General features: G+C 65.7%; 18 protein-coding genes. 13 read left to right on the forward strand and 5 right to left on the reverse strand.

Annotation, left to right across the window (positions count from 1 at the left end):
* Nucleotides 1-705 carry a MotE family protein gene (locus tag ACFOOR_RS13460; RefSeq protein WP_343163107.1) on the forward strand — a complete coding sequence of 235 codons (705 nt, stop codon included), beginning with the start codon at nt 1-3 and terminating at the stop codon, nt 703-705.
* Nucleotides 689-4,084 (forward strand): hypothetical protein, encoded by a 3,396-nt coding sequence (locus tag ACFOOR_RS13465; RefSeq protein ID WP_343163108.1) that lies wholly within the window; start codon nt 689-691, stop codon nt 4,082-4,084. The genes ACFOOR_RS13460 and ACFOOR_RS13465 overlap by 17 nt, the downstream gene beginning before the upstream one ends.
* 220 nt (nt 4,085-4,304) lie before the next feature.
* Here ACFOOR_RS13465 and fliP read toward each other — a convergent pair whose 3' ends face one another.
* Nucleotides 4,305-5,087: a flagellar type III secretion system pore protein FliP gene (gene fliP, locus ACFOOR_RS13470; protein ID WP_343163109.1), complete on the reverse strand. Its 783-nt coding sequence runs from the start codon at nt 5,085-5,087 to the stop codon at nt 4,305-4,307.
* Nucleotides 5,084-5,392 (reverse strand): flagellar biosynthetic protein FliO, encoded by a 309-nt coding sequence (locus ACFOOR_RS13475; protein ID WP_343163110.1) that lies wholly within the window; start codon nt 5,390-5,392, stop codon nt 5,084-5,086. The genes fliP and ACFOOR_RS13475 overlap by 4 nt, the downstream gene beginning before the upstream one ends.
* Before the next feature lie 119 nt (nt 5,393-5,511).
* Between ACFOOR_RS13475 and flgB the strand changes: the two genes are divergently transcribed.
* From flgB to ACFOOR_RS13490, 3 genes are read left to right on the forward strand one after another with little or no spacing between them, the layout of a single operon-like run.
* Nucleotides 5,512-5,949: a flagellar basal body rod protein FlgB gene (gene flgB / locus ACFOOR_RS13480; protein ID WP_343163111.1), complete on the forward strand. Its 438-nt coding sequence runs from the start codon at nt 5,512-5,514 to the stop codon at nt 5,947-5,949.
* A 13-nt stretch (nt 5,950-5,962) separates the two neighbouring features.
* Nucleotides 5,963-6,376 (forward strand): flagellar basal body rod protein FlgC, encoded by a 414-nt coding sequence (flgC, locus tag ACFOOR_RS13485; RefSeq protein ID WP_343163112.1) that lies wholly within the window; start codon nt 5,963-5,965, stop codon nt 6,374-6,376.
* A gap of 11 nt (nt 6,377-6,387) precedes the next feature.
* Entirely contained in the window at nt 6,388-6,702 is a 315-nt protein-coding gene (locus ACFOOR_RS13490; RefSeq protein ID WP_343163113.1) for a flagellar hook-basal body complex protein FliE, read from the forward strand.
* Nucleotides 6,703-6,798: 96 nt separating this feature from the next.
* On the opposite strand, the gene ACFOOR_RS13495 is transcribed toward ACFOOR_RS13490, so the two are convergent.
* Together ACFOOR_RS13495 and ACFOOR_RS13500 are read right to left on the reverse strand one after the other, a co-directional pair.
* Nucleotides 6,799-8,694 carry a DUF885 domain-containing protein gene (locus tag ACFOOR_RS13495; protein ID WP_343163114.1) on the reverse strand — a complete coding sequence of 632 codons (1,896 nt, stop codon included), beginning with the start codon at nt 8,692-8,694 and terminating at the stop codon, nt 6,799-6,801.
* 20 nt (nt 8,695-8,714) lie between these two features.
* A complete protein-coding gene (locus tag ACFOOR_RS13500; protein ID WP_343163115.1) occupies nt 8,715-10,616 on the reverse strand; it encodes a DUF885 domain-containing protein in 1,902 nt (633 codons plus the stop codon).
* 197 nt (nt 10,617-10,813) lie between these two features.
* Between ACFOOR_RS13500 and fliQ the strand changes: the two genes are divergently transcribed.
* From fliQ to ACFOOR_RS13535, 7 genes are all read left to right on the forward strand, one after another.
* The gene (fliQ, locus tag ACFOOR_RS13505) at nt 10,814-11,077 is read left to right on the forward strand and encodes a flagellar biosynthesis protein FliQ (RefSeq protein WP_236954350.1); all 264 of its coding nucleotides are present in this window, start codon (nt 10,814-10,816) and stop codon (nt 11,075-11,077) included.
* A 2-nt stretch (nt 11,078-11,079) separates the two neighbouring features.
* Nucleotides 11,080-11,826, forward strand: coding sequence for a flagellar biosynthetic protein FliR (fliR, locus tag ACFOOR_RS13510; protein WP_343163370.1), 747 nt, complete (start codon nt 11,080-11,082; stop codon nt 11,824-11,826).
* Nucleotides 11,827-11,835: 9 nt separating this feature from the next.
* A complete protein-coding gene (gene flhB / locus ACFOOR_RS13515; protein ID WP_343163116.1) occupies nt 11,836-12,906 on the forward strand; it encodes a flagellar biosynthesis protein FlhB in 1,071 nt (356 codons plus the stop codon).
* Nucleotides 12,907-12,968: 62 nt separating this feature from the next.
* Nucleotides 12,969-15,506 (forward strand): ATP-binding protein, encoded by a 2,538-nt coding sequence (locus ACFOOR_RS13520; protein WP_343163117.1) that lies wholly within the window; start codon nt 12,969-12,971, stop codon nt 15,504-15,506.
* Nucleotides 15,507-15,617: 111 nt separating this feature from the next.
* A complete protein-coding gene (gene recA / locus ACFOOR_RS13525; RefSeq protein ID WP_343163118.1) occupies nt 15,618-16,706 on the forward strand; it encodes a recombinase RecA in 1,089 nt (362 codons plus the stop codon).
* A gap of 153 nt (nt 16,707-16,859) precedes the next feature.
* Nucleotides 16,860-19,511: an alanine--tRNA ligase gene (gene alaS, locus ACFOOR_RS13530; RefSeq protein WP_343163371.1), complete on the forward strand. Its 2,652-nt coding sequence runs from the start codon at nt 16,860-16,862 to the stop codon at nt 19,509-19,511.
* Nucleotides 19,511-19,951 (forward strand): nuclear transport factor 2 family protein, encoded by a 441-nt coding sequence (locus ACFOOR_RS13535; RefSeq protein ID WP_343163119.1) that lies wholly within the window; start codon nt 19,511-19,513, stop codon nt 19,949-19,951. Before alaS ends, ACFOOR_RS13535 begins: the two co-directional genes overlap by 1 nt.
* Before the next feature lie 60 nt (nt 19,952-20,011).
* Here ACFOOR_RS13535 and ACFOOR_RS13540 read toward each other — a convergent pair whose 3' ends face one another.
* Nucleotides 20,012-21,229 carry an NADP-dependent isocitrate dehydrogenase gene (locus ACFOOR_RS13540; protein ID WP_343163120.1) on the reverse strand — a complete coding sequence of 406 codons (1,218 nt, stop codon included), beginning with the start codon at nt 21,227-21,229 and terminating at the stop codon, nt 20,012-20,014.
* A gap of 109 nt (nt 21,230-21,338) precedes the next feature.
* Between ACFOOR_RS13540 and ACFOOR_RS13545 the strand changes: the two genes are divergently transcribed.
* On the forward strand, nt 21,339-22,076 hold the full coding sequence (locus tag ACFOOR_RS13545; RefSeq protein WP_343163121.1) for an RNA methyltransferase: 738 nt from the start codon (nt 21,339-21,341) through the stop codon (nt 22,074-22,076).
* Nucleotides 22,077-22,087 lie beyond the last annotated feature (11 nt).

Consider the following 22,087-nt stretch of genomic DNA (forward strand, 5'->3'; position numbering starts at 1 on the left):
ATGGCCGCCCCCGTCCGCCTCCTCGCCACGGCCGGCATTCTCGCCGGCGGTCTCTTCGTCATGAAGGCGATGGACTTGGCGGTCGGCCTGCCCGACGCCTGGGCGGCCTGGGCGGAGGACAATCCGGCCCCGCATCAACAGGCCGAGCACCCTGAAGACACCGCCGAGCCCTATCTGCCGAACTTGGCGCAGGCCGAACAGGGCGCGGACGCGAACTGCCCGGCCGTGTCGAATGATGTGTTTGCCGAACGCGTTGGCGCATCGCCCAGCGAACTCGAAGTGCTGCGCGCCCTGTCCGAACGGCGCCGGCTGCAGGATGCCCGCGCCGACGAACTCGATACACGCGAAGCCTTGCTGGAAGCCGCCGAGCAGCGTGTCGACGGACGGATCGCCGAATTGCGCGAACTGCGCGACGAGATCGAATCCCTGATCGGCTCGCTGTCCGAGGCCGAAGAAGCCGAGATGGAACGCATCGTCGCCTTCTATCGCGGCATGGACCCGGCCGATGCGGCCGAGCGCATCGCGGCGCTGGCGCCCGATACCCAGGTCCAGATCGCGGCCCGCATGCCGGCCCGCAACTTTTCCGCCATTCTCGGCGAAATGCCGGTGCCGCAGGCCGCGCAACTGACCATGCGGATCGCCGCGCGCAACGACCTGCCTGACACCGTGGCCGAGCTGGAGACCCGCCTTGGCGAGGAGGGCTGATACCACGGCCCTGGTCGGCGCGCTGGCCGCGCTGACCTTTGCGGGATCGGTGCTGGCCGCCGAGCCGGTGGAATTCCGTGTCGAGACGATCGGCAACACGGCGCGGCTTGTGATCACCTATCCCGAAACTTTTGGCGGTGAAGCCCCGACGGCAGAGATCGAATCCGCGGCTGGCGGAACGGTGCTGATTGCCCGCTTTTCCGAGCCGGTCGAAGGCAGCACGGACACGCTCGCGGCGGCACTCGGCGACCGGGTCGCCATGGTGCGGCTCGATCCCGACGGATCGGCACTGCGCCTGGCCATGCGCGGCGCTCAGGAAGCCCGCGTCACGCGCAGCTGGAACATGGTCGCCATTGATCTGGTGCCGCCGGGCGGATCGCCGCCGCCGCGTATCATTTCCCCTCACGAGCAGGCTGAAATCGACGCCGCGGCCGCGGCCGCTGCCGCGCCGCCTCCGCCGCCTCCACCGGCCCTGCCGGTTGCGCTGCGTTTCGGCACCGCGGCCAGCAATACACGGATCGAATTCCTCTGGCCGGAAGAGATCGGCTATTCGCTCGAGCAGGACGGCAACACGATCTCGGTGCATTTCGAAGCGCCCGGCGAGATGGACCTGGCCGAGTTGCGCGCCTCTCCTCCGCGCCTCCTGCAGATGATTTCCGCTGCCCGCGGGGACACCGACCACGCGCTCGAGCTTCTGGTCGATGACGGCGTCACCGCGCGCATCTGGAACGAGGAAGGCCGGATCGTGCTCGACCTGCTCGATCCCGACCGGACCGAGGCCGCCGACCTTCTCAACGCGCTGGCCGGGATGGGCGAGGTCTCGGGCAGTCTCGATGACCCGGACGCCGTCGCCGAACCGGAACAGCATGCCGATGCCGGCGATCACGTTCCGGGGCCGGACGAAGCCGCCACGGAGCATGTCGCCCCGGTCCAGCATCATGAAGATCCGGAACTGCCGCCCGAGACCGAACGTGAGGCGCCGGAGCATCTCGCCGTCGAACACGACGAACCGCGCGCCGACCCTGTGCCGCCTGGCGGTGTCGTGCATGTCGCGGCGACCGAGGCGAACGGAGATCTTTTGGCCCGCTTTGAATGGGCGGCTCCCGTGGGTCTGTCGGTCTTCCGCCGCGGCGAGGCGATCTGGGCGGTGTTCGATGCCGATGCGACGCTCGACATGGGTGAAGTGGCCCAGGGCGCGCGGGGGCATATCGTCGGATTCGAACTGGTCGATGGCGACGGCTACACCGCCGTGCGCATGGTTGCGCCGACGTCGACCAATGCGGAAGTCCGGTTCGATGGCGCCTACTGGACCCTGGCCTTCTCGGAACGCATCGAGACCCCGCCCACGCCGGTCGTGGTCGACCGTCAGACTGCGCCCGGTGCGCCGTCCGGTGTCGTGCTTCGCGTCGCTCATCCGACCGCGATTCACTGGGTCGACGACCCGATCGTCGGCGACCGCATTGCAGTCGTGACGGCGCTCGCCCCGATCGAGGGACTGCTCGCACCGCGCGTTTTCCCGGGCGGTTCGCTGCTGGCATCAACGCAGGGCGCTGCAGCGGAAACCTATGCCGACGATCTGCTGGCACAGATTGGCGAGAATGGCGTGCGTTTCGCGCGGCCAGACGCCGCCAGCGGTCAGCAGCGCGCGGTCACGACGCTGGCGATGACGGCAACGGCGCGCCACTCGCCGGCCTTCATGGATTTCGAGGCCTGGCGCGGCAGCGGCAATTACTGGCGCGACCTGACCCGGCGTCAGAATGCGGCGTCGCAGGAAGATGCAAACGCCCGGGTCGATCTTGCGCGCTTCTATCTCGCCAACGGACTCGCGCCCGAAGCGCTGGGCGCGCTGGACGCAGCGCTCCAGATCCGCCCGCAACTGGCGGACGACCCGCACGTGCATGCGCTGGCCGGCGTCGCCAGCTACATGATGGGCCGGATCGAGGACGCGCATACCGCCTTTGCCATTCCGGTCCTGATGAGCGACCCCGACGCCGCGCCGTGGCGCGCCATGATCGCCGCCGATCAGGAAGAGTGGGAGGAAGCGAGCCGCCGTTTCGATGCGGGCAATGAGTCGATCTACGGTTACACCCCGGAATGGCGCGCGCGTTTCCGCGTCGCCCGGGCCCGCGTCGCGCTCGAGAACAACGACTTCGCGGCGGCATCCGCCTATCTGCGTGACCTGTCGCGTGACGAGCCAGGCCCGCACGACCTCGCCGAGGCGGAATGGATTGCTGCGCGAATCGACGCCGAAAGCGGCGAGGAAGACCGCGCCATCGAACGCTTCCGGGCGCTGAGCCGTTCCGGATATCCCGGCGTCGAGGCTGCGGCATTGCTCGAACTTTATAGGCTTGAACTCGCCAATGGCGAGATGACGGCGGAAGAGGGCGTCGAGGCGCTGGAGAATCTGCGCCTGCGCTGGCGCGGCGATGCGCTCGAACTCGATACCATCCGCCTGCTGGGTCATATCTACATTCGCGAAGGGGCTTACGCGCAAGGTCTCGAAACCATGCGCACCGCCCAGGCCCGCTTCCCCGACAGCCGCGCCAGCCGTCGCATCGGCAGTGAGATGGCGGAGGTTTTCCGCGCGCTCTTTCTTGAGGGCGAAGCCGACAATCTCGATCCGATCGAAGCGGTGGCCCTGTTCTACGAATACCGTTTCCTGACGCCGATCGGTTCCGATGGCGACCGAATGGTCCGCCGTCTGGTCGACCGTCTGGTCGCCTTCGACCTTCTGGGACAGGCTGCCGACTTGCTGGAATACCAGGTCGAGAACCGCCTGCGCGAGCCGCAGGCCCGCGCCCAGGTCGCGACCGACCTGACCGTGATCTACCTGACCGACCACCGCCCCGCCGATGCCTTGCGTACGCTGCGCAATACGCGCGTCGCCGGCCTGCCCGAAGACCTCGTCGCGGAACGCCGCATGCTCGAGGCGCGCGCCCACGCCGAACTCGGCCGTTTCGAACATGCGCTGGAACTGGTCGCCGGGGACGAAAGCGCCACCGCGCGCCGCCTGCGCGCCGATGTCGCCTGGGACCGCCGCGACTGGCCCGATGCCGGCCGCCGCCTCGAAAGTGCGCTTGGCACCCGCTGGCAGGACGATACCCCGCTGGGCGAAAGCGAGCAGGCCGACGTGCTGCGCACCGCCATCGCCTTCAACCTCGCCGGGGACCGCGATTCCATCCGCCGCCTCGACCAGCGCTATGGCGCGCTGATGCGCGCAACAGCGCAGGCCACGTCCTTCGATGTGCTGACCAGCGAACTGACCGTGACGGGCGACGCCCGGGTCGGCGATCTCGCCCGCCGCATCGCCGACATCGATACGCTAGACGCCTTCATGCAGCGCTATCAGACGCGGTTTGAAACGGGCGGTGAGAGCTAGGGCTCCCTCCCTCCCCTTGAAGGGGAGGGACACGAGCGGCGACCTTCAGGTCGACGGGAGCGGGGTGGGGTGAACGCGCAAACAAGACACCCCCACCCCGGTCGGCTGGCTATCGCTCAGCCTCCCGGCCCTCCCCTCAAGGGGGAGGGCGAAGAAGCAGGGTCTAGTTGACGGTGGACAGGTCCCGGCACATGGCCGGGACAGGTGATTTCCTTGAACATCACCCCGGTGGCGCGCCACTCCCGATCGTGCCGAAACTCTCCACCAGCGATCCGGCGACCAGCCGCCAGCCGTCCACCAGGACGAAGAAGATGAGCTTGAAGGGCAGCGAGATCACGATCGGCGGCAGCATCATCATGCCCATCGACATCAGGATCGAGGCCACGACCAGGTCAATGATCAGGAACGGGATGAAGAGCAGGAAGCCGATCTCGAACGCCCGCCGCAGCTCCGAAATCATGAAGGCCGGGGCGATCACCCGGAAGGGCGTGTCCTCTGCCGTGGCCGGGCGGTCTTCCGGCGGCAGGAAGGAAATGAACAGGCCGAGATCGTCCTCCCGGACATGCGCCATCATGAAGTCCTTCACCGGCGAGGACGCCCGGTCGAAGGCCTCGTCCATCTCGATTTCCTGGTTGATCAGCGGCTGGATGCCCTCCTCGTAGGCCTCGGTGAAGACCGGGGCCATGATGAAGGCGGTCAGGAAGAGGGCGAGGCTGGTCAGGACCACGTTCGGCGGGCTCTGCTGCAGACCGACCGCGGTTCGCAGCAGCGACAGCACCACCACGATCCGCACGAAGCTCGTCGTCATGATCACGATCGACGGGGCCAGCGACAGGATGGTCAGGAGCGCGGTGAGTTGCAGCACGCGCTCTGTCAGCGTGCCGCCATCACCGAGATCGAGCGAGAATCCGGGCCCGGTTGTTGGCGCGGCGGCCTCTGCAGATGATCCGAAGATCGCGAAGATGACGGCGAAGACCGCGAAGATGACCGGAAGACGCTTCATGATGCGGTCTCCGTGGTGGTTCTGGCCGGCCGCCGGTCGAGGACGATTTCCGTTCCGGCCCCGAGTAGGAGGACCTGCTCTTCATCATCGATCTTCACGATCACGACGCGCCGCCGCGGGTCGAGCACCAGCGACTCCATGACCCTCAGCCTGCGCTCGCGTTTGGTACGCTCCAGCCCCCGGGTTGCGAGGCCGTTCACCAGCCGGGTGAACCAGCCTTGCGTACCGGCGAGCGCGAACAGGCCGAGCAGGCCGAGCACCACGGCGAGGGCAGCGAAATACTGGGCGAAGTCAACGACATCCATGGCGCATCTTTACGACTCGGAAAGCTTGGTTAACGCCATTGCGCTTTGTGCCCGTTAACGCCGCGTTAAACGGCGCGGCGCAGCTTCACTCCCAACGATAAAAAACCAACAGGTGCGCCATGCGTCCCGGAGACGCCCCGGTACTCACGCTCTTGCGGGAATCCCTTGGATTTCATTCCGCACGGCAAAGCGTGCTGGCCGACAACATCGCCAATGCCGACACGCCGAATTTCGTGCCGCGCGACATCGAGGAGGCCCAGTTCCACCGGGCGCTCCAGAACGAGCTGCGCGGGTCCGCCTCGGCCTCCGCGGCGGTCGCCATGGCGGCGAACCGTCCCGGTCATATCTCGCCATCCGGCGGTGATGCCGGTATCGGCCGCACCTATCGCGCCGTGTCCTCGCCCGACAGCGAGACGACCGTGAACGGCAATGCCGTCTCGCTCGAGGAGCAGATGGTCCGCGCCCAGGACAACCGCATTCGCTACGAGACCGCACTGGGGCTCTACGAAAAGAGCCTGGGCCTGATCCGCATGGCCGCGCGGCCCGTGGCACGCTGACGGAGGATAGACGATGAGCGAACCTTCAGACGCCCTGACCATCGCCGCGGCAGGCCTGCGCGCCCAGTCCGCGCGCATGCGGATCATCGCGGAAAACCTGGCCAATGCGTCATCGACCGCGCGCGAGCCGGGCGGGGATCCCTATCGCCGCCAGATCCCGGTTTTCGAATCCGAACTCGACCGCCAGAGCGGTCTCGAACTGGTTCGCATGGGACGCGTCAGCGCCGACCAGAGCGAGTTCAACCTGCGTTACGAGCCGGGCCATCCTGCCGCCGACCAGGAGGGATATGTCCGCTATCCCAACGTCCAGACCCTGATCGAACTGATGGACATGCGCGAGGCCCAGCGCAGCTATGAAGCCAATCTCAACATGGTCGAATCGAGCCGCGCGATGATGCAGCGCGCGCTCGACCTGCTGCGCCGTTAGGGAGGGGATAGATGGCTGCCGATCTTTCCGCGCTTCGCGCCTACGCCGCCGCCGCGCAGAACATGGCGCGCGCCGCCGAGGGGCCTCAGGCCACCGAGGCCGCCGGTGCCTCCGACTTCTCCGCCATGGTGTCGAGCGCGGTCCAGAATACGGGGACTTCCCTGGCCCAGGCCGAACAGTTCACCGCCGGCGCGGCAATGGGCCAGACCGAGCTGATCGACGTCGTCACCGCCGTGTCCGCCGCTGAAGTCCAGCTGCAGACCGTCATGGCGGTCCGCGACGAGGTGATCCGGGCCTATAACGACATCCTGAAAATGCCGATCTAGATCATCCCGGTCTTCTGAACGCATCTTCGTCATCTTCGACATGAAAAACCCCGCCGGATCGCTCCGGCGGGGATTTCTTGACTCAAGAAGCGGGGATTACTCCGCCCCGGCCTGTTCGGCCTCGATCCAGTTTTCGACCCGTCTCTCCAGAACCGAGAGCGGCAATGCGCCCTGGCGCAGAACCACATCGTGATACTCGCGGATGTCGAAATCCTCGCCGAGTTCCTCCCGCGCCACTTCACGCAGGCGCACGATCTCGTTGCGGCCGATCATGTAGGCCGTCGCCTGACCCGGATAGACGATGTAGCGGTCGATCGCGTTGACGATATCGCCCTGCGGGTTGGGCGTGTTCTCGGCGAGATAGTCGACCGCTTCCTGACGGCTCCAGCGGTGATGATGCAGGCCCGTGTCGACCACGAGGCGGCAGGCCCGCCACAGCTCCATCGCCAGTCGTCCGAAGTCGGAATACGGATCATCATAGAAACCGAACTCGACCGGGAAATATTCCGAATAGAGCCCCCAGCCCTCGGTGTAGGCGGTGTAGCCGCCGAACCGGCGGAAGGACGGCACGCCCTCCAGCTCCTGCATGATGGCGAGCTGCATGTGGTGGCCGGGAATGCCCTCGTGATAGGCGAGCGCTTCCATCTGGTAGGTCGGCATGTCGGCCATGTCGCGCAGATTGGCGTAGTAGACGCCGGGGCGTGACCCGTTCGGCGCCGGGCGCTGGTAGAAGGCCTTGCCCGCCGAGGCTTCGCGGAATTCCTCCACCCGCCGCACGACCAGTTCGGCCTCCGGGAAGGTGTTGAACATCTGCGGCAGGGCATCGCGCATCGTGTCGATCAGCGCGGTGGCTTCCGACAGGTAGCGCTCGCGGCCCTCGTCCGTGTTCCCGTAGTAGAACTGGCTGTCGGTCCGCATGAATTCGAAGAAGTCCTGCAGCGTCCCTTCGAAGCCGACTTCCGCCATGATGGCTTCCATCTCACCATGGATGCGCTCCACCTCGGCGAGACCAAGATCGTGAATTTCCTCTGCGGTCATGTCGGTCGTCGTGTAGCCGCGCAGCATGTAGGCGTAGTATTCGCTGCCGCCGGGAACGTCCCACACGCCATCGGTTTCACGGGCGGCGGTCTCCTGCTCCCCGAACATCGCGATTAGCCGTTCATAGGCCGGGGCGAGGCTCTCGGTGAGGGCGGTTTCCGCCTCGGAGACGAGCCGGTCCTTTTCCGCCTGCGGGATGTCGAGCGCGTCCACCTTCGACCGGAAATCGGCGAGGATCGGGCTGTCCTCACCATCGTCGAACGGCGCCCCGGAAATCACATTGCGCGAGGTCTCGATCATCGGCTGGTAGGTCCAGCGCGGCGTCGTCACCCCCATCTCGTAGGAGCGCTGCGCATTGGCGGCATTCTGGTCGAGATAGGCTCCCGCATTGCGGATACGGGAAATATAGGCCTCGGCATCCTCGACCGTGTCGACCCGGTGATTGTTGATCAGGAAGGACGGCACGCCCATGTGCGGGCCGGACCGCGGTGTGAAGGTGTAGCCGTGGTCGCGCCACTGCCAGCCCTCGGCTTCGCGCTCGCCGTCATACGCGAACAACTCGTACGACAATTGCTCCGATTCCGGCAGCGATGCCGGATCGAAGGTCGCACGCATATAGGCGAGGTCGGCCTGTGACAGGCGATAGCTTTCCTCGGCGAATTCCGGCGAGGCGTCATTCCACGCGCCGTAATTGGTCTTCCGGCCGAGGAAGGTCTGTGTCATCGGCGAGCGGGCAACGCCGGCCTCGAACGTGTCCTCGAACCACGCATTGATCTGTTGCGCGGCGTCGGGATTGTCGTTCGCAGCGGGCGCGTCCGCTTCCGAGCTGACCGCCGCCGCATTGTTGTTCGCGGCGGTATCGACGGCGCCGTCCTCGGTCTCGCCGGAACAGGCGGCCAAGGCGATCGTGGTCGCGGCACTCATCAGGGCGAGGCGGAATCTCTTGATGCTCATTGTGTCGTCCTTTCGCGGCTTCAGCCGTTCTGGTTGTCCGCGATATACTCGTCGACGAGTTCGCTCAGCAGGGTCAGCGGCACCGAGCCATTGCCCAGCACGACGTCGTGGAATTCGCGGTAGTCGAAATCCTCGCCCAGCGCTTCCATCGCGCGCTGGCGCAGGTCGAGAATGGTTTCCATGCCGACCTTGTAGGACACGGCCTGACCCGGCCACACGATGTAGCGGCGGATTTCGTTCTGGATATCGCCGGCGGTCATCGGCGTGTTTTCAAGCATGTATGCGGCGGCCTGTTCCTCGGTCCAGCGGTGGTGGTGGATGCCGGTATCGACCACGAGGCGAGCCGCGCGGAACACCTCGTAGGAGAGGCGGCCGAAATCCTGGTAGGGGTCTGTGAACATGCCCATGTCCTTGCCGAGCCGTTCGGAATAAAGCGCCCAGCCTTCACCATAGGCGGAATACCAGGTCACCCGCTGGAACATCGGGACATTGTCGAGTTCCTGCGCGATGGCGGACTGCAGGTGGTGACCCGGAATGCCCTCGTGATAGGCGAGCGTCTCCATCTGGTAGACCGGCAATTCGTCCATGTGGGCGAGGTTGACGTAATAGGCGGCCGGGGCCGAACGATCGAGCGGGCCGGGCTCGTAGAAGGCCCCGGTCGCGGTCTCGATCCGGTAGGGCTCGACGGCGCGGACTTCCATCTCGGCCTGCGGCAGGCGGCCGAAATAGGCCGGGATTTCCTCGCGCATCGTGTCGATCATCGCGGTCGCTTCGGCGAGATAGCGCTCGCGGCCTGCGTCACTGTCCTCGTAGTAGAATTCCGGGCTCTCGCGAAGGTGCGCGAAGAAGTCCTGAAGCGAGCCTTCGAAGCCGACCTCTTGCATGATGCCGCGCATCTCTTCGTGAATGCGGTCGACTTCCGACAGGCCCAGCTGGTGGATGTCTTCGGCGCTCATGTCATCGCGCGTTGTGTAGTTGCGCAATTGCGCCGCGTAGTAGGCCTCGCCGCGCGGCAGGTGCCACACGCCGTCCTCGTCGCCGACCGTCCCGGCCTGACGTTCCATCTCGGCGATCAGCGCCTCGTAGGCGGGTTGCACCGAATCGATCAGCGCCGCCCGGCCGGCGTCCAGGATCGCGTCTCTTTCCTCCTGCGGGATGTCGAGCGCATTGGTCTTCTGCTGCAGATCGGCCCATAGCGGGCTGTCGGCCCCGGTTTCGTCGAACGGGGCTCCGGTGATCAGGCCGCGCGCAGTATTGATGATCACGGGATAGGCGAATTCCGGCGGTTGCACGCCGGCCTCTGCACGGGCGCGGGCCTGCGCGGCCAATTGTGCGATCGCCGGGCCGAGACCCTGCAGGCGGCTGACATAGGCGCGCGCCTGGTCGGCGCTGTTCACGCGGTGATAGCCGATCAGCAGGGACGGCATGTCCGAATGCGGACCGAAAAATTGTGTGAAGATGTAGGTCTGGTCGCGGAAATCGCCCTGGTCGAGCGTGTTCTCCTGAACAAATTCGAAGAATCGGTAGCTGACTTGCGCCTCTTCGGTCAGCAGGTCGTAGTCGAAATCATTGCGCAGGCGTTCCAGGTCGCCCCGCGCCCGGTCCATGCCGGCCTCGAAGGCCGCGTCGCTGACATCGTCCCATCGGCCATAGGCGTCATTGTCGTCAATCATGCCGAGATAGGTCTGGCCCTGCGGCGACAGCGCCAGTTCCCGCTCGAAGACCTCCTGGAAGAAAGCGTTCAACCGTTCGGTCTCCGCAGCCTGGGCTTCCGCGGAAACCTCGGTGCCGGCCCCTGCTTCGGGGGTCGCGGCCTCGCTCGATGCCGCGGGCTCCGCCGCGGTGTTCGCGTCTTCGGATTCGGGGTTGCCGCAGGCGGCCAGAAGCGCTGCCGCGCTCACGCTGATAAGAAAAGCACGCATAAGGGTCGGACCTCCCCGTCCAGACAAAGGGTTTCTCTGCCCCTTTCTTAACGCGAAGGGGCCGCGCGTAAACCTGACGCTTATGTAATATGTCCGCTCGCACCCTGCGCCGTGTTTACACTTATTGACCCTTTCTTAACGCGAACGGGCGGAGCGTCGGCGTCGCAACTTGGTTAACTCCGGGCAGGCGGCGTCCCATGAATGGCAGCGAAGTTCTCGATCTGGCGCGCGACGCGATCTGGTTGATGCTGGCGCTTTCGGCGCCGGTAATGCTGGTCGGTCTCGCCGTCGGCGTGGTCATCGCGCTCTTTCAGGCACTGACGCAAGTTCAGGAAATGACACTGGTTTTCGTTCCGAAAATCATTGCGATCTTCGTCGCTCTGCTGATCTTCCTGCCGGTCATGGGGGCGCTTATGTCCGCTTTCATGAACGGCATCGCCGACCGGATCGTCGCGTCGTGAATATGGAGCTGGCCGCCCTCGTCTACGCAGGAGCGCTTATTTTCGCGCGGCTCGGGGCGATTCTCATGCTGATGCCCGGCATTGGCGAGCCCGGCGTGCCGCCCCGTGCGCGACTGGCCTTTGCGCTGATGTTTTCGCTCGCGCTCGCGCCCTTCATCGCGCCCGAACTGCCCGCCGAACCGGTCCAGCCTCTGGCGATGGCGGCCATGCTGATGAGCGAGGCGGTGATCGGCCTGATGATCGGCGCCGTGATGCGCATGTTCATGTCGGTCGCGTCGGTCGCGGGGCAGATCGTCGGTCAGCAGACCGGCCTCGCCATGGCACAGGCCTTCGACCCCTCACAGGGACAGTCCGGCGCGTTGATGTCGACCTTCCTCAACCTGCTTTTCATCGTGCTGATCTTCGTGACCAATCTGCACCATCTTTTGCTGCTGGCCGCCCGCGGTTCGTATGAGGTCATGCCGGTTGGGGCGCTGCCGCCGCTGGCGGACATGGCGGAATGGGCGCTGACGGTCTTTTCCGACAGCTTTCGCATCGGGATTCAGATTTCCGCGCCGCTGATCGTCTTCGGCCTGGTCTTCTATTTCGGCCTCGGCGTGCTCTCCCGCCTGATGCCGCAGGCTCAGATCTTCTTCATCGCCATGCCGGTGAACATCCTGGCCGGTTTCTTCATCTTCGCGATCGCTGTCGGGGCCATGGCCATGGTCTGGCTCCAGCGGCTCGAGACGTTTGCCGTCGAATTCCAGTAGGAGCGCGCGATGGCCGACGATCAGGACGAAAGCGAGAAGACAGAGGAGCCGACACCCAAGCGCCTGCAACAGGCGCGTGAGAAAGGCGACGTTCCCAAATCGCAGGAAATCCCCGGCTGGTTCGTGCTCGCGTCCGGCCTTGTCGTCATCGCGCTGCTGGGTCCGTCGATTGCTCGCTATCTCGCGGGCAGCCTGTCGGTCTTCCTGGCGCGCCCGCATGAGATCAGCCTCGATCCGGCCGCCGCGCTCGACCTGACCGCGTCGACCGCGTGGTCGGTGTCAGTGGCGGTCGGATTTGCCTTTCTGATTCTCATGGCAGCAGGACTCGCCGGCCACCTGGTCCAGACCGGGCTGATGTTCTCCACCGAGAAGATGCAGCCCAAGCTGTCGAAGCTGAATCCGGTCGAGGGCGTGAAACGGATGTTCGGCCCCCAGGGCTGGGCCAATTTCCTGAAAGGCCTCGGCAAGATGGCGCTGGTCGCCGGAGCCATTTTCATCGTGATCTGGCCGAAGCGGACCGATCTGGCGGCGCTTCCCGCGATGGATGTGTCCGGCATCCTGCAAGTCGTGCTGGTCGACGTGATCCTGCTCTTCATTGCCGCGCTGATCGCCTATGCGGCCATCGCGGCGCTCGATTACGTCTACCAGCGCCAGAGCTTCATGAAGCGCAACCGCATGTCCCGCCGCGACCTGAAGGACGAGCTGAAGCAGACCGAGGGCGATCCGATGATCCGGGCGCGTCTTCGCCAGATCCGCCAGGAACGCGCACGCCGCCGCATGATGGCCGCCGTGCCGGACGCAACCGTGGTGATTACCAACCCGACCCACTATGCGGTGGCGCTGAAATACGAGCAGGGCGTGACCGCCGCCCCGATCTGCGTGGCCAAGGGGGCCGATGCCGTGGCGCTGCGCATCCGGGAGTTGGCGAGGGAGCACAACGTGCCGATCGTCGAGGATCCGCCGCTTGCCCGCGCGCTCCATGCCAGTGTTGAGATCGACGAAACCATTCCGGCCGAACACTACAAGGCGGTCGCCAAGGTGATCGGTTACGTCCTGACGCTCGCCCGCAAGCGGGCGTGACGGCGCATTGCGATGTAGAGTTTCGAACGGATTCGCGATTCGGATCGCGTACGGAGGAATCCATGGCCGAATTCACACAACCCGTGAAAGCGATGCGGGCACCGCTCTGGACCCAGCCAGTGGCGCGCGGCCTGTTCTGGACCGCCGCCCTGTGCGCCCTGGCGTCAGCCGGTGTCGCGCTGTTCGCTGCCTCCGAGGCCGGTTGGCATGGATTTATTCTGCTGGCCGGGTTCGCGGTCGCCGCCTTCCTCCTGCTTTACGCCCTCGCCGCAGGTGAGGCCGCCGGTCGTGCCCTGCGCGAGAAGGCCGAGCGCCATGCCCTGCCGGGACCTTCCGCTCTTGCACTCGAAGCCCTCGACCTGCTGGCCGACCCGGTCCTCGTCACCAACCGCAAGGGCGCGCCGCGCTGGGGCAATGCCGCCTATCGTGACATCGCGAAGACCGCAGGCGGGCTGGGACAGAGTCTCGCCCTGGCCGGCCCCGACCGGATATGGGCGGGCAGCGACGGGGCGGTCTACCGCCTGATCCTCGCCGCGGCGAGCGGTGCGACAGCGCGCGAACGCATGCCCGTGCTCGACGTGAACGGCGAACTGCGCCGCTACGACATCGAGGTTCGCCCGTCGGGCGACGATCACATCGTGTGGCGCGTCATGCCGTCGGTCGACGCGGCCGAGGGCGAAAAGGACACGCGCCTGCGCCCGGACTGGGCCGACAATGCCCCGGCCGGCCTGATGGCGATCGATCCGAAGGGCAAGCTGCTCGACGGCAATGCGACGCTGCGCGAATGGCTCGGCCTCCGGCGCGAGGATGCCCTGCCTGCCCTGCGCGACATGTTGACAGGGGACGGCGCGCGCGCCGTTCTGAAGACTTGTGGCCAACCCGACACGGTGCGTCTCGACGCCCGTCTGAAGGGGCGCGAAGGGGTGGAAACGCCGGTCGCCGTCGCGATCCGTTGGGAAGCTGGCAAACACCCTGTTGGCCGCGCCATCGTCTATGGCCTGTCGACCACCGGTGCTCCGCCGGGAATCGCACAGGCCATGCCGAGCGGGACCAAGGCCGGCCGGACCTTCGACGAGATGTTCTTCTCCGCGCCCTTCGGCGTCGCCCGTCTCGACGGGGCCGATCCGGAAGCCGCGATCATCGAGGACGCCAATCCGGCCCTTTTGCAGTATTGCGGCGGGGCGGCCATTCCGGGCGCCAAATTCATCGACCTGTTCGACTGGAGCGATGGCCGCACTCCGGGCGAGGCGGTCGCCCGCGCCTCCAGCGGTACCACGGAACCTGCCGAAGTCGTGCTCAAGGGCGAGACCAAGCGCGAAGCGCATCTGGTGTTCGCGCCGGCCCGCGGCGGCAAGCGCGTCGCCTATGTGATCGACGTCTCGGCGTGGAAGGACCTGGAACGGAAATTCGCGCAAGGCAACAAGATGCAGGCTGTCGGCCAGCTCGCCGGCGGGGTGGCGCATGAGTTCAACAACCTGCTCACCGCGCTGCGCCTGACGGTCGACGAATTGCTTGGCCGCCACCCGGTCGGCGACCCGTCCTATGCCGACCTGCAGCACATCAATTCGACGGTGTCGCGCGCCGCCGGCCTGGTGAAGAAGCTGCTCGCCTTCTCGCGCAAGCAGACCTTCCGGGTCGAGACGCTGGAAGTGGCGGACGTGCTCTCGGACTTCTCCATCCTGCTGCGCCAGATCCTCGAGGAGACGGTGAAGCTGGAAATCGTCCACGGCCGCGACCTGCCACCGATCCGGGCCGACAAGGGGCAGCTGGAAACCGCCATCATCAACCTGGTCGCCAATGGCCGCGACGCGATGCGCGAGAAGGGCGGCGGCACGATGACGATCCGCACCGCGTCTGCCACCGCTGAACAGGTGCGTGAAGCCGGCGCGCCCGATCCGGTGTCCGGCGACTGGGTCCTCATCGAGGTCCAGGACGAAGGCACGGGCATGGATCAGGCGACGCGGGAGAAGATTTTCGAGCCCTTCTTCACCACCAAGCCGCAGGGGCAGGGGACCGGCCTCGGCCTTGCCACGGTCTATGGCATCGTCAAGCAGTCCGGCGGCTTCCTCTTTGTCGATTCGGAACTTGGCCGGGGCACGACTTTCCGCCTCTTCCTGCCGGCCACCGAGGCCACGGAGGAAGTGCGCGAGGAGGTCGAGCGCAAGAAGGCCGAGCGGGCATTCGAACCCAAGCCCGCCGACCTCGCAGGGCGCGGCCGCATCCTCCTCGTCGAGGACGAGGACAAGGTGCGCATGATCGCCGCCCGCACGCTGGTCAAGCGCGGCTATGAGGTGACCGAGGCCGAGGACGGGGAAAAGGCCCTGGCCATCCTGCAGGATGGCGAGAGCACGTTCGATCTGCTGATCTCGGACGTCGTGATGCCGGGGCTCGACGGACCTGGCCTCGTGGAAAAGGCGCGCGATCTGCTGGCCTCGACCCGCATCGTCTTCATCTCCGGCTATGCCGAGGAGGAGTTCTCGCACACGCTCTCGCGTGAGCACGACATCTCCTTCCTGCCCAAGCCCTTCACGCTGTCGCAACTGGCCGAGAAAGTGAAGTCCGAGATCGGCGCACGGACGGAGAACGCCGACGCGGCCTGATCCGGATGAATGACGCCCCGTCCAATGTTCCTGTTGCGTTCCCGGAACAAACGCGGTACAAGTCCCTTCGATTGCCCCGCCTCCGGGGCCGTGAAATAAGGGACAGGACCCATGGCCAGCAATGCGATTCGTCTCGTGAGAAACACTGACAAGACCGACAAGTCCAAGGCGCTTGAAGCCGCGCTTTCCCAGATCGACCGTGCCTTCGGCAAGGGATCGGTGATGAAGCTGGGCGAGCGCCCGGACATGGATATCGAGGCGATCCCGACCGGCTCGCTCGGTCTCGACATCGCGCTCGGCATCGGCGGCCTGCCCAAGGGCCGCATCATCGAGATCTATGGTCCGGAATCCTCGGGCAAGACCACGCTGGCGCTGCACTGCGTCGCCGAGGCCCAGAAGGCGGGCGGCGTCGCCGCCTTCATCGACGCCGAGCATGCGCTCGATCCCGTCTATGCCGGCAAGCTGGGCGTCGACGTTGCCGAGCTTCTGGTGTCCCAGCCGGACGCCGGCGAGCAGGCGCTCGAGATTGCCGACACGCTGGTCCGGTCCGGCGCCGTCGACGTGCTCGTCATCGACTCCGTCGCGGCCCTGACGCCGCGCGCCGAGCTTGAAGGCGAGATGGGCGACAGCCTGCCGGGCCTGCAGGCCCGCCTGATGAGCCAGGCGCTGCGCAAGCTGACCGGCTCGATCTCGAAGTCCCACACCATGGTGATCTTCATCAACCAGATCCGCATGAAGATCGGCGTGATGTTCGGCAATCCGGAAACCACGACCGGCGGCAATGCGCTGAAATTCTATGCCTCCGTCCGCCTCGACATCCGCCGCATAGGTCAGATCAAGAATCGCGACGAGGTGATCGGCAACCAGACCCGCGTGAAAGTGGTGAAGAACAAGGTCGCACCGCCCTTCCGCGAGGTCGAGTTCGACATCCTCTACGGTGAGGGCATCTCCAAGACCGGCGAGATTCTCGATCTCGGCGTCAAGGGCGGCATCGTGGAGAAGTCCGGGTCCTGGTTCTCCTACAATTCCGAACGCATCGGTCAGGGGCGCGAGAATGTACGCCGCTTCCTGCTCGACAATCCGGATATCGCCAACGAGATCGAGGCCAAGGTCCGTGCCAATTCCGGCGTCATTGCCGACGAGATGCTGACCGGTCCCGACGTCGAGGATGACGGGGGTGACGAAGCCGCTGCGGGCTGATCCCGCCGGCACAGTTTTTCGCAACCGCAAAAATTTCAGCAGCGGGCGCTTGGCGAGGCCGGGCGCCCGTTCGTATATGGAGTGACATTCACCGCCCGTAACACCGGCACGAGACAGCACCTGGCCCGTTCACGCGCCGGGAAGGACAAGATGATGACCAGCCTGCGCGACATCCGCAGCGGATTTCTCGACTATTTTGCCAAGCACGATCACGAGGTCGTGGCGTCGAGCCCGCTTGTTCCCAAGGACGATCCGACGCTGCTCTTCACCAATGCCGGCATGGTGCAGTTCAAGAATGTCTTCACCGGGCAGGAAAAGCGCGCCAGACCGCGTGCCGTGACGACGCAGAAATGCGTGCGCGCCGGGGGCAAGCACAACGACCTCGACAATGTCGGCTACACCGCGCGCCACCACACCTTCTTTGAAATGCTGGGGAATTTCTCCTTCGGCGACTATTTCAAGGAGCGGGCGATCGAACACGCCTGGACGCTGCTCACGAAGGATTTCGGCCTCCCGAAGGACAAGCTTCTGGTCACCGTCTATTCGGAAGACGACGAGGCGCATGGTCTGTGGAAGAAAGTCGCCGGCCTGTCCGATGATCGGATCATCCGGATATCCACGATGGATAACTTCTGGATGATGGGCGACACCGGCCCGTGTGGCCCGTGCTCGGAAATCTTCTTCGATCACGGCCCATCCATCCCGGGCGGTCCGCCCGGATCTCCGGACGAGGACGGCGACCGCTTCATCGAGATCTGGAATCTCGTCTTCATGCAGTTCGAGCAGAAGGACGGCGGAGAGCGCATTTCCCTGCCCAAGCCGTCGATCGACACCGGCATGGGGCTGGAACGCATCGCGGCGGTGCTGCAGGGCGTGCACAACAACTACGAGGTCGACCTGTTCCGGGCGCTGATCGAGGCGTCGCAGGACGTTCTGTCCTCGACGGCCGAAGGCGAGGCGCTGGCGAGCCACCGGGTGATCGCCGATCACCTGCGCTCGGTCTCCTTCCTGATGGCGGATGGTGTGTCGCCGTCGAACGAGGGGCGCGGCTATGTCCTGCGCCGCATCATGCGCCGCGCGATGCGCCACGCGCATCTCCTCGGCGCGAGCGAACCGGTGATGCACAAGCTGGTGCCCGCGCTCGTGGAGCAGATGGGTGAAGCCTTCCCGGAACTGCCGCGCGCGCAGGAGATGATCCAGTCCACCCTTGAAGCCGAGGAGGAGCGCTTCCAGCGCACGCTCGGCCGCGGCCTGGCTCTGCTCGATGAGGCAACGCGCGGCATGAAGGCCGGCGACGCCCTGTCGGGAGACACCGCCTTCCGCCTCTACGACACCTACGGCTTCCCGCTCGACCTGACGCAGGACGCGCTGCGCGCCCGCGGCATGTCGGTCGACACCGACGCGTTTGAAGTGGCGATGGAAGGACAGCGCGACGCGGCCCGAGCCAACTGGAAGGGGTCCGGCGACGCGGCCCCGGATGCCGTCTGGTTCGCCGTTCGCGACCGGCTGGGAAAGACCGAATTCCTCGGCTATGACTGCCATGCCGAAAAGGGCGAGTTGACCGCCATCGTCGCGGGCGGGTCCGAACAGGACCGTCTCGAAGCCGGTCAGAGCGGTGAACTCGTCTTCGACCGCACGCCCTTCTACGGCGAAAGCGGCGGCCAGATCGGCGATGCCGGCGTGATCGAATTTGCCAATGGCGCGCGCTTCGTCGTCGACGACGTGCAGAAGCGCGGCGGCGACATGCATGGCCATGTCGGCCACCTCGAATCCGGGTCGATCGCCATCGGCGATACGGCCACCCTCACGGTCGATGAAGGCCGCCGGTCGCGCACCCGCGCGAACCACTCGGCCACCCACCTTCTGCACCGTGCCCTGCGCGACGTCCTCGGCACGCATGTCTCCCAGAAGGGTTCTTATGTTGGCCCGGACCGGCTGCGTTTCGACTTTTCGCATCCCAGATCGGTGAGTGCGGACGAGATTGCCCGCATCGAGGCGGAAGTGAATGCGGTCATCCGTCAGAATGATGTCGCCGAAACGAAGGAAATGGCGCCCGAAGACGCGATCAAGGCGGGCGCGCTGGCACTGTTCGGCGAAAAGTATGGCGACATGGTCCGCGTGCTGGCGATGGGCCGCGATGTTGAGCCCGGGCGGCGCTATTCGGTCGAACTGTGCGGCGGCACCCATGTCGCGCGCACCGGCGATATCGCCCTGTTCAAGATCGTCTCCGAAGGCGCGGTCGCGTCCGGCGTACGCCGGATCGAGGCGCTGACCGGCGAAGCGGCGCGGCAATGGCTGGAAAACCAGGCCGGTATCGCCCGCAAGTCCGCCGAGGCCCTGAAAATTCCGGTGGGCGATCTCCAGACCCGCATCGCCGCGCTGGTCGACGAGCGCCGATCGCTGGAGCGCCAGCTGGCCGAGGCCAAGAAGCAGCTCGCCATGGGCGGCGGCGGTGCCGCGGCCCCGGCCGGCCCGGAAGATGTCGACGGCACGAAATTCATCGGCCGCGTCGCCGAAGGCGTTGGCGGCAAGGACCTCCGCGCGCTGGTCGACGACGCCAAGGGTCAGCTGGGCTCCGGCGTGGTTGCCTTTGTCGGCGTCAATGACGGCAAGGCGGCTCTGGCGGTTGGTGTGACGGACGACCTCAGGGACCGGTTCTCGGCCGTCGAGCTTGTCCGCGTCGGCGCCGAAGCGGTCGGTGGCAAGGGCGGCGGCGGGCGCGAGGACTTTGCCCAGGCCGGTGGGCCGGACGGGTCGAAGGCGGAAGACGCCATCGCGGCGATCAAGTCGGCCATTGCCGGCTGATGGCGAGGACGCCGAAGCCCGATATCCAGCTTGCCGGTGACAAGGCCGCCGCGCGCGCCATCGCATCGGTGCGCTCCGCCTTCAACACGGCACTGGAAACCCGGTCACTGAAGGCGATTGCCGATTGCCTGCACGCAAACGCCATCCTCGTCCCGGGCGAGGATGCGCGCCTGATCAATGGCCGTGACGCCCAGATCGAGGCCTGGACCTCGATCTTCACCCAGGCACCGGATGTTCATTACGTCCGGATGCCCGCGCGGATCGAAATCAATGAGGACGGGCTTCTCGCTGCCGAAAGTGGCCGTTGGACCGGCGGCTGGACGGTCGAGGGCATGACGGTGCGCTATACCGGCCGCTATTTCGCGAAATGGCGGCTCGACGGTGACGACTGGCGGATCGAGGCCGAAACCTTCGTCACGATGCGTCGGCAGACGGTCTGACGCGCAAAGAAAAAGGCCGGGCGATGGCCCGGCCTTTTCCATTTCGTGAGTCGCAGGGCCTTAGCCCTTCATCGCCGCGGCGAAGCGGTCATTGACCTTTTCCAGGAAGCCCTCGGTCGACAGCCAGCCCTGCTGGTCGCCGACGAGAAGCGCGAGGTCCTTGGTCATATAGCCGGCTTCGACGGTCGAGATCACGGTGGCTTCGAGCTTCTCGGCGAAATCCATCACCGCTTCATTGCCGTCCATCCGGCCGCGGTGGTGGATGCCGCGCGTCCAGGCGAAGATCGAGGCGATCGAGTTCGTCGAGGTCTGCTCGCCGCGCTGGTGCTGGCGGTAGTGACGGGTGACGGTGCCGTGTGCGGCTTCCGCCTCGACCGTCTTGCCGTCCGGGCTCATCAGCACCGACGTCATCAGGCCGAGCGAACCGAAGCCCTGGGCCACGGTGTCTGACTGCACGTCGCCATCATAGTTCTTGCACGCCCAGACAAAGCCGCCGGACCACTTCATCGCGGCTGCGACCATGTCGTCGATCAGGCGGTGTTCGTAGGAGATGCCCTTCGACGCGAAGGCGTCCTTGAACTCGGCGTCATAGATCTCCTGGAACAGGTCCTTGAAGCGGCCGTCATAGGCCTTGAGGATCGTGTTCTTGGTCGACAGATAGACCGGCCAGCCGCGCTGCAGGCCGTAATTCAGGCTGGCGCGGGCGAAGTCGCGGATCGACTCGTCAAGATTGTACATGCCCATCGCGACGCCGGCAGACGGGAATTCGAACACTTCGAATTCCATCTTCTCGCCGCCGTCCTCGGGCGTGAAGGTCATGGTCAGCTTGCCCTTGCCCGGCACCTTGAAGTCTGTCGCGCGGTACTGGTCGCCGAAGGCATGGCGGCCGACGACGATCGGCTTGGTCCAGCCCGGCACCAGCCGCGGCACGTTCGAGATCACGATCGGTTCGCGGAACACGACGCCGCCGAGGATGTTGCGGATCGTGCCGTTCGGCGAGCGCCACATCTTCTTCAGGCCGAATTCCTCCACCCGGGCCTCGTCCGGCGTGATGGTCGCGCACTTGACGCCGACGCCGTAATGCTTGATCGCCTCGGCCGCCTCGACGGTGATCTGGTCGTTCGTCTCGTCGCGTTTCTCGATCGACAGGTCGTAGTATTTCAGGTCGACGTCGAGATAGGGGTGAATGAGATAATCCTTGATCAACTGCCAGATGATCCGGGTCATCTCGTCGCCATCGAGCTCGACGAGCGGGGTATCGACTTTGATTTTGGCCATGTCGGTCTGCTTCCGTTCTGACTGGAAAACGGCACGTGCACGTGCGTGAGGATTGAAAAATGTGGCGGGTTCCTAGCACCCGCCGCGCCGGATCGAAAGGGGCCTTGGTATGCGCGCGCCCGCCATCATTCTGGTGAACCCGCAAATGGGCGAGAATATCGGCGCCGCTGCGCGCGTCATGGGCAATTTCGGCCTCGCCGATCTGCGCCTCGTCGCGCCGCGTGATGGCTGGCCGAATCCCCAGGCCGAGGCCATGGCGGTGGGCTCGCCCGTGCTTGAGTCGGCCCGCGTCTTTGAAACCGTTGCCGAAGCAACGGCCGACCTGTCGCGCGTCTATGCCACCACGGCCCGGCCGCGCGGAATGGAAAAGCGCGTGCTGACCGGCCGCGCAGCGATCGCCGAAGCGCGGGGTGCGCTGGCTGCGGGCGAGGGGACGGGCATTTTGTTTGGCGCGGAGCGCCAGGGGCTGGAGAATGACGCGGTCGCCGGCGCGGACGCCATCCTCACCCTGCCGGTCGATCCCGCCTTCAAGTCGTTGAATCTGGCGCAGGCCGTGGCCGTCGTCGCCTATGAGTGGGCCTCGGGTGACCCGGTGCCGGACGCCTTCACGGAGATGGCCCCGCCCGCGCCGCGCATCGAGATCGACCGCCTGTTCGAACATTTCGAGTCCGAACTGGACCGTGCCGGCTTCTTCCATCCCCCCGACAAGACGCCGCTGATGATCAACAATCTGCGCTCCGCCCTGATCCGCGCCCGCTTCACCGAGCAAGAGGCGCGCACCTTCCGCGGCGCGATCAAGGCGCTGGCGATCGGCCGGGGCAAGGCGCGGATTGTCCGTGAGGATTGACGCGCGCGACG

Source organism: Hyphobacterium vulgare (assembly GCF_042643335.1).
GTDB classification, from domain to species: Bacteria; Pseudomonadota; Alphaproteobacteria; order Caulobacterales; family Maricaulaceae; genus Hyphobacterium; species Hyphobacterium vulgare.